A 10,999-nucleotide genomic window follows, 5' to 3' on the forward strand; every position below is an offset into this window, starting at 1 on the left:
GGCCGCCGCCACGGCAACCGCCGTGGTATCCGAACCGCCGCGGCCCAGAGTCGTGATGGCGTTATGCTCGTCACGGCCCTGGAAACCGGCGATCACCACCACCTTGCCCGCAGCCAGTTCAGCATGAACCAGCTCGGTGTCGATGTGGGTGATGCGCGCCTTGCCATAGGCGGAATCGGTGTGAATCCGTACCTGATCACCGGTCATTGAGACCGCAGGACAACCGCGTTTGTTCAACGCGATCGCCAGCAGCGCTATGGTGACCTGCTCACCGGTGGAGACCAGTACATCCATCTCCCGCCGGTTGGCATCAGGATCCAGTTGCTGGGCCATGCCCAGCAACCGGTTGGTTTCGCCCGACATGGCGGAGACAACCACCACCACGTCGTGTCCCTGGGCGCGGGTCTGCTCGACCCGCTCAGCTACCGCCTCGATCCGCTCCAGTGTGCCGACCGAGGTGCCGCCGTACTTCTGTACATAGAGTGCCACAGATCACCTCGCCCGATTACAGGCGCTCTTCCAGCCAGGAGTGAACGGATTGCAGCGCTGCCGGCACCGCCTCAGGCTGGGTACCACCCGCCTGTGCCATGTCCGGACGGCCACCGCCCTTGCCACCCACCTGCTGGGCAACCAGATTGACCAGCTCACCGGCCTTGACCTTGCCGGTCAGGTCGTTGGTGACACCGGCGATCAGGTTGACCTTGCCATCGGCACAGGTTGCCAGCAGCACAACACCGGACTTCATCTGGTTCTTCAGCTCGTCCAGCATGCCACGCAGGGATTTCGGATCGGCCCCTTCCAGCGCCGCAACCAGCACCTTCTGACCGTTGATCTCGATCACCTGACCCAGCAGATCGTTACCAGCCTGAGCGGCCAGCTTGGCCTTAAGCTGCTCCAGCTCGCGCTCCATCATCTTGGCCTTGTCCAGCATCTGGCGAACCTTGTCGGCGATGCAGAACTGGTCACCTTTCACCAGTGCAGCGGCTTCTTCGATCTGCTCGCCAACCTGATGCATGAAGTCGATGGCCGCTTTGCCGGTCACCGCTTCGATACGGCGCACGCCAGCTGCGATACCGCTCTCGGCGATGATCTTGAAGAAGCCGATATCACCGGTGCGCTTGGCGTGAGTACCGCCGCACAGCTCGGTGGAGTAATCGCCCATGCGCACCACGCGCACGTCGTCTTCATATTTTTCACCAAACAGCGCCATGGCACCGGCGGACTTGGCCGCTTCCAGATCCATCAGCTGGGTGGTGATTTCGTGGTTGGCGCGGATCTGGTTGTTGACCAGCTCCTCGACCCGGCGAATGGTCGCCATGGTCAGCCCCTCGAAGTGGGAGAAGTCAAAGCGCATGCGCTCAGCCCCAACCAGAGAACCTTTCTGGGTGACATGCTCGCCCAGTGCCTGACGCAGGGCAGCGTGCAGCAGGTGAGTCACGGAGTGGTTCAGGGCGATGGCCTGACGACGATCGCCATCAACCACGGCTTCCACTTCGGCGCCCTTCTCCAGAGTGCCCAGCTCCATGTAGCCCTTGTGGATGATCGCCTTGCCTGCTTTCAGGGTGTCGGTCACGGCAAAGATGCCGTCGTCCACTTTCAGGGTACCGCTGTCGCCGATCTGGCCGCCGGACTCGGCGTAGAAGGGGGTCTCTTCCAGCACGATGACCGCTTCGTCACCGGCGATAAGACCGCTCACCTCTTCCACACCCTTGTAGATACCGACCACGCGGGTACGCTCGGTCAGGGTCTTGTAACCGGTGAAGGGGGTCTCGAAGTCGAGCTTGAGCATCTCGTTGTAGTTCACGCCGAAGCTGGAGGCCTCTTTGGCGCGAGCACGCTGCTTCTCCATCTCAGCCTTGAAGCCCTCTTCGTCGATGCCGATCTCGCGCTCGCGCACCACGTCGGCAGTCAGGTCGGCCGGGAAGCCGTAAGTGTCGTAGAGCTTGAAGACCACTTCGCCCGGAATAACCTTGGCATCGCCGAGATTGGCCAGAGCGTCTTCCAGCAGCAGCAGACCGCGATCCAGCGTGCGGACGAACTGCTCCTCTTCGATACGCAGCACGCGCTCGACCAGCGGCAGCTGGGCGATCAGCTCGGCAGCGACATCCTTCATCTGCACTGCCAGCTCGGCAGCCAGTTTGTAGAAGAAGACATCGGTCGCGCCCAGCTTGCGACCGTGACGCACGGCGCGGCGGATGATGCGACGCAGCACATAGCCACGACCTTCGTTGGACGGCATCACGCCATCTGCCACCAGGAAGGCGCAGGAGCGGATGTGGTCAGCGATGACGCGCAGGGACTGGTTGCTCAGATCGGTGGTGCCGACAATCTCGGCCGCTTTCTTGATCAGCGCCTGGAAGATGTCGATTTCGTAGTTGGAGTGCACACCCTGCATGATGGCGGAGATACGCTCCAGACCCATACCGGTATCCACGGACGGACGGGGCAGCGGCTCCATGGTGCCGTCAGCCTGACGGTTGAACTGCATGAAGACCACGTTCCAGATCTCGATGAAACGGTCACCATCCTCTTCCGGTGAGCCGGGACGGCCACCCCAGATGTGATCGCCGTGGTCATAGAAGATCTCGGTGCAGGGACCGCACGGACCGGTATCGCCCATCGCCCAGAAGTTGTCGGAGGCATACGGCGCGCCCTTGTTGTCACCAATGCGGACGATGCGATCAGCCGGGACACCGACCTCTTTTTCCCAGATATCGAAAGCTTCATCGTCAGTCGCGTAGACGGTCACCAGCAGGCGATCTTTCGGCAGCTGCAGCACCTCGGTCAGGAAGCCCCATGCAAACTTGATGGCATCCTGCTTGAAGTAGTCACCGAAGCTGAAGTTACCCAGCATTTCGAAGAAGGTGTGGTGACGAGCGGTATAGCCGACGTTTTCCAGATCGTTGTGCTTACCACCGGCACGCACGCAACGCTGGGAAGTCGTCGCGCGATTGTAGGCACGCTTGTCTGCGCCAAGGAACACGTCCTTGAACTGGTTCATACCCGCGTTGGTAAACAACAGGGTCGGGTCGTTATGCGGTACCAGCGAGCTGGAGGAGACAACCTGGTGCCCCTGGGAACGGAAATACTCGAGAAACGCAGCGCGAATCTCTGACGTGGACATATACATGGAAAATCCTGCTTGATTCGAATACGGACTTTTAACCGCATTAATGTAAGTTTTCTGCGGGGTAAAGTAAAACGGACAGGGCCGCCACGGGCGAAAAAGCGCACATAAACGGGCCAGATAAGAGCGCCGCTGCCCACAGTGGCTTTTTTCACTGTCGAGAGGCAAAAAAGCAGCGCATAAAGAGGGATGAGATGAACAAAAGGCCGCTTTTTCGGGATTGTGCGCGCAAGCTACTGAACGGGCAGGAAAAACCTGCCACAAGGAGAGGTGAAACGACGGTTGCCACGCAGTGGCGTTACTCTTCCCGCTCCTGCAGGGCAGAGATGGCATAACGGGCCTGATCCTGGGTAAAGCCGCGCCCCAGCAGATACTTGAGCCACTTCATCCGCAGCTTGAAATCCGCCAAATCGGCCACCCGGGCGCGCCGTTCGAGCAGGGCAAACGCCAGTTCGAACCAGTCCAGCTCCGGCTGATCGAATGCGGCATCAATCTGCATATCGTCGAGCCCCTTGCGGCGCAGATCGAAGCGGATCTTGATGGGGCCATGGCCCTTGGCGGCTCCGGCACGTACAGCCATACCGCCGTAACGTTCGTCATTGACCCAGTTGTAACCGCGGCAGTAGTCGACCACCGCCTCGATCACCTCTTCATTGAAGCCCTGCTGGCGCAGCCGGTTGGCCAGCTCTGACTCGGCACTCTCGCGACGGGCCAGACTGCGCATGGCATAAGCACGGGCAGCGGCCAGCTGCTCGGCAAAGGTCGGTTCGGCAGGCTCGACCGGTTCGGTAACGGATTCATCAACCATCATAAATAACAAGGCCGGGTATCTACCCGGCCTTCCTTTGTTCCTTATTCGAACTCTTGTTCGCTTTCGGCATCGAACTCGTCTGCCTCAACCGGTGCAGCCTTGTCATCGACTGGCACGGCACCGGAGAGCAGCAGCTCGCGCAGACGGGCTTCCACTTCACCAGCCATCACCTTGTTCTCGGCGAACAGCTTCATCACGTTGGCCTTGCCCTGACCGATCTTCTCGCCGTTGTAGCTGTACCAGGCACCGGCCTTGTCGATCAGCTTGTGCTTGACACCGAGATCCACCAGCTCGCCCTCTTTGGAGATACCGGCGCCGTAGAAGATCTGGAATTCAGCCTGCTTGAAGGGCGGGGCCACCTTGTTCTTGACCACTTTGACGCGGGTCTCGTTACCGACCACTTCGTCGCCTTCCTTGATGGCGCCGATACGACGGATATCCAGACGCACGGAGGCGTAGAACTTGAGCGCGTTACCACCGGTAGTGGTCTCCGGGCTACCGAACATGACGCCGATTTTCATCCGGATCTGGTTGATGAAGATGCACAGGCAGTTTGCGTTCTTGATGTTGGCGGTCAGCTTGCGCAGCGCCTGGGACATCAGACGAGCCTGCAGACCAACGTGGGAGTCACCCATCTCCCCTTCGATTTCCGCTTTCGGCGTCAGGGCCGCCACGGAGTCGACGATGATAACGTCAACCGCGTTGGAGCGAACCAGCATGTCGCAGATCTCCAGCGCCTGTTCGCCGGTATCCGGCTGGGAGATGAGCAGGTCGTCGACGTTGACGCCCAGCTTGGCAGCGTAGATAGGGTCGAGAGCGTGTTCCGCATCGACGAAGGCACAGGTTTTGCCTTTCTTCTGGGCTTCCGCGATCACCTGCAGGGTGAGGGTGGTTTTACCGGAAGATTCCGGGCCGTAGATTTCGACGATACGGCCACACGGCAGACCGCCAATGCCCAGCGCCACGTCCAGCGAGAGGGAACCGGTAGAGATGGCTTCGATATCCATGGTCTTGCTGTCGCCCAGACGCATGATGGAACCTTTGCCGAACTGCTTTTCAATCTGACCCAGCGCAGCCGCCAGTGCCTTCTGTTTGTTCTGATCCATGCCAATCTCCGCTGGAAATCGTGAGTAAGAAGTGAAGTTGGGCTAAGTATACTGTCTATTCATACAGTATCAAGCCCAATTTATCTGAGCAGGGCCAACAGACCCGACAAGGCCTGTCTCACCGCCTGCTGGCGTACCTGCCGGCGATCCCCGTCGAAGCGGGCCAGCAGGGAGTGGTGACGGCCATTGCGGTCGGCCCAGGCGAACCAGACGGTGCCGACCGGCTTGCCTTCGGTGGCGCCGCCGGGACCGGCGATACCACTGATAGCAACGCTGATGGAGGCAGACGAGTGGGCCAGCGCGCCGCGGGCCATCTCCAGCACCACGGCTTCGCTCACCGCACCGTGCTGCTCAAGGCTCTCGCTGCTCACCCCCAACATCTGCTGCTTGGCTTCGTTGGTGTAAGTGACAAATCCGCGATCGAACCAGCCGGAACTACCCGCGATGTCGGTGATGGCCGTAGCCACCCCACCGCCGGTACAGGATTCGGCGGTCGCCGCCAGCCAGCCCCGTTGACCAAGGGCCCGTCCCAGCTCGATGGCAAGGTGCTCTATCTCTGCATCCAGTTTCATCACGACTCCTTATGATCCGCTCAAGGGGCACATTATGCGATCCCGCTAGCGCCGCCCGCAACCACGGCAGACCGCCCTTGCCTGCCGCAATGTGAGGTGCTGCGCCGGTGTCATGTCTTCAATAGCGCAGAACAACCGCGCCCGGAACACCCGCTCCCCCGTCGCGGCGCTTATGTGTAGAATGGCGCCATCAAGCTCAAGACTCATCACCGCAGACACTGGCCCGCAGAGGCCCCTTCTGGAACAGAACATGACCGCACAACACCAAGCCAGCGGCGCCACAAGCTCCGCTCCCGGCGCCAATCTGAGCGCCCACACGCCCATGATGCAGCAGTACCTTGGCCTCAAGGCCGAGAACCCGGAGATCCTGCTGTTCTACCGGATGGGCGACTTCTACGAGCTGTTCTATGACGATGCCCGCAAGGCCTCCCAGCTGCTCGATATCTCCCTGACCAAACGTGGCCAGTCGGCGGGCAGCCCCATCCCGATGGCGGGCGTGCCCTATCACGCCATCGAGGGTTATCTGGCCAAGCTGGTGCAGCTCGGCGAATCCGCCGCCATCTGCGAACAGGTGGGGGATCCCGCCACCAGCAAGGGGCCGGTGGAGCGCAAGGTCATTCGCATCATCACCCCGGGCACCGTCTCCGACGAGGCGCTGCTCAGCGAGCGACAGGACAACCTGATCGCCGCCGTCTATCACGATGGCCGCCGCTTCGGCTATGGCACATTGGACATCGGCTCCGGCCGCTTCTTCATCAACCAGTTCGAGAAAGAAGAGACCTTGCTGGCTGAGCTGCAACGCACCAATCCGGCGGAGCTGCTCTATCCCGAATCGTTCGAGTTCCTGCACCATATCGAGGGTCGCCGCGGCCTGCGCCGCCGTCCGGAGTGGGAGTTTGAGCTGGGCACCGCTCGCAAGCTGCTCTGCCAACAATTCGGCACTCAGGATCTGGTGGGCTTTGGCGTAGACAAGAGCGAGACCGCCCTGTGCGCCGCTGGCTGCCTGATGCAGTACGTCAAAGATACCCAGCGCACCGCCCTGCCCCACATCCGCAACGTGCGCCTCGAGCAGCCGGATCACGCCGTCATCATGGATGCCGCCACCCGCCGCAATCTTGAGCTGACCCAGAATCTGGCCGGTGGCTATGAAAATACCCTGGCCGAGGTGCTGGATCGCACCGCCACTCCCATGGGCAGCCGCCTGCTCAAGCGCTGGATCCACCAGCCGATCCGCGATCGGGTAATCCTCAAAGGTCGCCAGAGCACCATCAAGGAGTTGATCGAGCAGAACCTCTATGACGAGCTGGGCGGATTGCTGCGTCAGGTGGGGGATGTGGAGCGGGTGCTGGCCCGTCTCGCCCTGCGCTCGGCCCGCCCGCGCGACCTCACCCGCCTGCGTCAGGCCTTCGCCCAGTTACCCGAGTTGCAGCGCCTGCTGGCGGACAACGAGCACGAAGCGGTGCAACAGCTGGCCGAGCGGGCCAGCACTTTCCCCGAGCTGCTCGACCTGCTGGAGCGCGCAGTGATGGAAGTGCCGCCGGTGCTGATCCGCGATGGTGGCGTCATCCGTGACGGCTTCAATCAGGAGCTGGACGAGCTGCGGGATCTCGCCAACGGTGCCACCGCCAGCCTCGCCCGCATCGAAGAGCGGGAAAAACTGCTGACCGGCATCAACACCCTCAAGGTGGGCTACAACAAGGTGCACGGCTTCTACATTGAGGTGAGCCGCGCCAACAGCCATCTGGTGCCGGCCCACTACATCCGCCGTCAAACCCTCAAGAACAACGAACGCTACATCATCGATGAGCTGAAGAAGTACGAGGACAAGGTGCTCACCGCCCAGTCCCAGGCGCTGGCACTGGAGAAACGGCTCTACGAAGAGCTGCTCGATACTCTGCTGCCCCACCTCGGCGATCTGCAGGATTCCGCCGCCGCGCTGGCGGAGCTGGACGTGCTGGCCAACCTGGCCGAGCGGGCCGAGACCCTCGACTATCGCTGCCCGACCCTCATCGACGAAGATCAGATCATCATCGAGGCGGGCCGCCATCCGGTGGTGGAGCAGGTGATGACAGATCCCTTTATCGCCAACCCTATCCGGCTGGAGCGGGAGCGGCGGATGCTGATCATCACAGGTCCCAACATGGGCGGTAAATCCACCTATATGCGCCAGACCGCGCTGATCGTGCTGCTGGCCCATATCGGTGCCTTCGTCCCCGCCGACAGCGCCCGCATCGGCCCCATCGACCGCATCTTCACCCGCATCGGGGCATCGGACGATCTCGCCTCCGGCCGCTCCACCTTTATGGTGGAGATGACCGAGACCGCCAACATCCTCAACAACGCCACCGCCCGCAGTCTGGTGCTGATGGACGAGATTGGCCGCGGCACCAGCACCTACGACGGCCTCTCGCTGGCGTGGGCCTGTGCCGAACAGCTGGCGAGCAAGATTGGCGCCTACACCCTGTTTGCCACCCACTACTTCGAGCTGACCCGCCTGCCCGAGCTGATGAGCGGGCTGGCCAACGTCCACCTCGATGCGGTGGAGCACGGCGACACCATCGCCTTTATGCACGCAGTGCAGGAAGGCGCGGCCAGCCGCTCCTACGGCCTGCAAGTAGCGGCACTGGCGGGGGTGCCTAAATCGGTGATCCAGCAGGCCCGTCACAAACTGCACGAGCTGGAGAGCGCCACTCCGGTCGCCGCCGGTGAAAGCCGTCCGGCTCCGGTGACTCTCGCCCCGCAGCCTCATCCGGTGGTGGAAGAGCTGGAAGCAGTGCGCCCCGACGAGCTCACCCCCCGTCAGGCGCTGGACCTGCTCTATCGCCTCAAGCAGATGCTGTAACCAGCGACTGCCGCACAAGCATGCAAAAGGGGAATCGCGAGGTTCCCCTTTTTATATTCAGCACCCGGCAAACCAGTCAGGCCACCGCTCGTGCCTCTCCACGGGCCCGCAGCAGGCTCTGGCACCCCTGCCAGTAACCCTGCAGATAGCCGGACTCCAGCTTGACCGGATCCTGGGTAAAACGGGAGACCATGAAATCGGCCGGTGGCGCGATCACCTCAATCTCGCAATCGGCAGGGGGATTGGCAATGAAATCGAGCGCCCGGTTGTAGGCAAGATCCCGCTCCAGCATGGCTTGCGCCAGAGCCGGCTGGGTTTTCAGCAAGGCTTTGACCATCCAGCAGAAACGGGCCGGCTTCTTGCGATATCCCCAGGGCTCCGACAGCACCACCGTCATCCGCCGCGCCCCGCGCCGATAGGCCTCTATCACCGGGATCGAATCGCTGATCCCGCCATCGGCCATGGGGCGACCATCGACGCAGGGGGTATCGTGCTGCACCACTGGCAGGGCGCAGGTGGCGGTCAGCACCTCATCCATGTTGTCGGGCCGCACTGGCAGATAGATGGCCTTGCCGCTCGCCACATCGGTCGCCACCGCGTAGAAGGGAATGTCACGGGCGCAGAAAGTGTCGAGATCGAGCGGGAAGCGATGGCGACTGGCCTGCCACAGCCAGCCGATGTCCACCAGATCGCCCCCTTTGACGAAACGCAGGGGATCGAGAAACCGGGAGCTGCAAGCCAGCTCGGTGATGATGTGGTGACTGCGGCGCGGCTGCTCGCTCAGATAAGAGACCAGATTGGTGGCACCGGCCGAGACGCCCATGACGAAATCGAACGGGTAGTGGTGACTTTCGACAAACGCATCGAGCACGCCGCTGGCAAAGATGCCGCGCATCGCGCCCCCTTCGACAATCAGGGCGCAAGGGTGGGGATTAAACATAACAAGGCTCCGTCAGCTGTAATACCTGCCGGGATCGATCCCGGCCCAGTGATGGACGCCTTCATGCAGAACATCAAGACGCCGCAGCAGGACGATTCAGGCTCACTCGCGCAAGCCAGAAGCGGGCAGGAGCAAACCTGAACCATGAAGCGACCCCCAGTATATGCAGCGCAACAACCATCAAAAAATGAATTTAAATAATAAAAAACATGCCTTTTTGGCATGGTTTAGCACATCAGCAGAGACGGCCCTTTATCCGCTAACAACACCATCAGGTTCAAGGCAGCCCGGGCCCGAACGTCCCGTCGACGGGGTTGTAGTGGTACGCCCGATAGTCAAAATCCACCTTATCAAGGCGCGGATTGGCCAACTCGAACAACAGGCGCTTGGGGAGCTGCGCCTGCTCGAGGGAAGGTTTGAAGTGGCGCAGCCAGAGCTGTTGCAACGAGCCATCCCGCCACGCCAGCTTGAGCCCGACCGAGAGGCGGCGGATGGCGGCCTGATTATCCTTGTGGGTGTAGAAGAGGTGGAGGAAGGGATAGTGCAGCGCCACTCGCCAATCCACGGTGAGACCGGGCAGATCACTGTGCTGCTCCTGCTCAATAAAGAGCTCGTTGGCCCCGCGGCAGAAGAGATCGATGCGACCGCGAGCCACCAGCTTGAACAGCCGCTCGTAACCGTCGATCTCCTGCACCTTGAATCCCCCATGACGCAGGATCTCCGCATCCTGCCAGCCACGGCCCTGCCCGTGCAGAAATTGCTGCAGCTCGGTCAGGGTATTGACCCTTGCCACTGCGTCGGCCTGCTGAGGACTGACAAAGCAGATGCGATAACCGAGGATGCCCAGCTCCACCGGAAAACGGACGTAATCCAGCGCTCCGCTCTCCGCGGCCGGGCGCAGACTGTCGGCCACAAACAGATTGGGGTATTGCTGAGTCTGCACAATCTGTCGCATCCGGATACGGTTCATCGGCGGCGCGGTCCGCAGCTCGTAGTCACCGAAGCTATCGCGGGTCTTCTCCAGCGCCAGCTGCAACAGATCGCGAAAATAGAGGGTACGCAAGTCCCGATCGCTCTCGGGGCTGATATGAGTGATGACGTCGCTCGCCCTTAGGGGACTGGCAAGGAGGGAAAAACTGCACAGCAGCAAGCAGGAAGCGAGGCGATGAAAGGTCATACTGCTCATCCCGGAAATACACGCTCACTAGAGTGTAGCGCCGGGACGAGCAGCCTTGTAAAGGGAAGCTCAGCCTACCAGAACAGCTTGCCCAGCAGGGGTGCCAGCAGCACGGTCACCATACCGGCAATCATCATCACCATGCTGGAGACCACTCCCTCCTCATTACCCATCTGATAGGCCCTGGCGGTGCCGGCGCCGTGGGCCGAGGCGCCAAAGCCCGCCCCCTTGCCGAGACGGCTGCGAATGGCCAGCACGGTGAGCACGCCCTCCCCCACCGCCATGCCGATGACGCCGGTCAGCACAACAAACAGCGCGGTGAGATCGCTCTGACCGCCGATGGCGCGGGTCGCCTCCACCGCAAACGGCGTGGTGATGGAGCGCATCGCCAGACTGCGTTGCAACATGTCGGAGAGATCCAGCC

9 protein-coding genes are annotated in these 10,999 nt (G+C 61.5%); 1 reads left to right on the top strand and 8 read right to left on the bottom strand.

All coding sequences use genetic code 11. The annotated features are described in order from the left end of the window. From AACS18_RS23685 to pncC, 5 genes are all read right to left on the bottom strand, one after another. On the bottom strand, positions 1 to 489 hold a 489-nt coding region (locus AACS18_RS23685), incomplete at its 3' end, for an amino acid kinase family protein (RefSeq protein ID WP_445206803.1). A 16-nt stretch (positions 490 to 505) separates the two neighbouring features. Beyond that, entirely contained in the window at positions 506 to 3,130 is a 2,625-nt protein-coding gene (gene alaS, locus AACS18_RS20535) for an alanine--tRNA ligase (protein ID WP_005343004.1), read from the bottom strand. 295 nt (positions 3,131 to 3,425) lie between these two features. Next, positions 3,426 to 3,935: a regulatory protein RecX gene (locus tag AACS18_RS20540; protein ID WP_043822097.1), complete on the bottom strand. Its 510-nt coding sequence runs from the start codon at positions 3,933 to 3,935 to the stop codon at positions 3,426 to 3,428. Positions 3,936 to 3,979: 44 nt separating this feature from the next. Continuing rightward, positions 3,980 to 5,044 carry a recombinase RecA gene (recA, locus tag AACS18_RS20545; RefSeq protein WP_005348744.1) on the bottom strand — a complete coding sequence of 355 codons (1,065 nt, stop codon included), beginning with the start codon at positions 5,042 to 5,044 and terminating at the stop codon, positions 3,980 to 3,982. Between the two features lie 80 nt (positions 5,045 to 5,124). After that, entirely contained in the window at positions 5,125 to 5,616 is a 492-nt protein-coding gene (pncC, locus tag AACS18_RS20550) for a nicotinamide-nucleotide amidase (RefSeq protein ID WP_005348742.1), read from the bottom strand. 250 nt (positions 5,617 to 5,866) lie between these two features. On the opposite strand from pncC, the gene mutS reads away from it, so the two are divergent. Next, positions 5,867 to 8,458, top strand: a complete 2,592-nt coding sequence (gene mutS, locus AACS18_RS20555; protein ID WP_108613173.1) for a DNA mismatch repair protein MutS — start codon at positions 5,867 to 5,869, stop codon at positions 8,456 to 8,458. 76 nt (positions 8,459 to 8,534) lie between these two features. Here the strand turns inward: mutS and AACS18_RS20560 are convergent, their stop codons facing one another. From AACS18_RS20560 to AACS18_RS20570, 3 genes are all read right to left on the bottom strand, one after another. Further along, positions 8,535 to 9,398 carry a patatin-like phospholipase family protein gene (locus tag AACS18_RS20560; RefSeq protein ID WP_108613175.1) on the bottom strand — a complete coding sequence of 288 codons (864 nt, stop codon included), beginning with the start codon at positions 9,396 to 9,398 and terminating at the stop codon, positions 8,535 to 8,537. A gap of 277 nt (positions 9,399 to 9,675) precedes the next feature. Beyond that, positions 9,676 to 10,575, bottom strand: a complete 900-nt coding sequence (locus AACS18_RS20565) for a hypothetical protein (RefSeq protein ID WP_108613177.1) — start codon at positions 10,573 to 10,575, stop codon at positions 9,676 to 9,678. A gap of 74 nt (positions 10,576 to 10,649) precedes the next feature. Next, on the bottom strand, positions 10,650 to 10,999 hold a 350-nt coding region (locus AACS18_RS20570), incomplete at its 5' end, for an LrgB family protein (RefSeq protein WP_181363345.1).

It is taken from the genome of Aeromonas sp. HMWF015 (assembly GCF_963878965.1).
In the GTDB taxonomy this organism is placed as follows: Bacteria; Pseudomonadota; Gammaproteobacteria; order Enterobacterales; family Aeromonadaceae; genus Aeromonas; species Aeromonas veronii.

Bases quoted from the DNA above. Each gene is read 5' to 3' on its own strand.
- alaS (WP_005343004.1), bottom strand. From the start codon at position 3,130: ATGTATATGTCCACGTCAGAGATTCGCGCTGCGTTTCTCGAGTATTTC.
- AACS18_RS20540 (WP_043822097.1), bottom strand. From the start codon at position 3,935: ATGGTTGATGAATCCGTTACCGAACCGGTCGAGCCTGCCGAACCGACC.
- recA (WP_005348744.1), bottom strand. From the start codon at position 5,044: ATGGATCAGAACAAACAGAAGGCACTGGCGGCTGCGCTGGGTCAGATT.
- pncC (WP_005348742.1), bottom strand. From the start codon at position 5,616: ATGAAACTGGATGCAGAGATAGAGCACCTTGCCATCGAGCTGGGACGG.
- mutS (WP_108613173.1), top strand. From the start codon at position 5,867: ATGACCGCACAACACCAAGCCAGCGGCGCCACAAGCTCCGCTCCCGGC.
- AACS18_RS20560 (WP_108613175.1), bottom strand. From the start codon at position 9,398: ATGTTTAATCCCCACCCTTGCGCCCTGATTGTCGAAGGGGGCGCGATG.
- AACS18_RS20565 (WP_108613177.1), bottom strand. From the start codon at position 10,575: ATGACCTTTCATCGCCTCGCTTCCTGCTTGCTGCTGTGCAGTTTTTCC.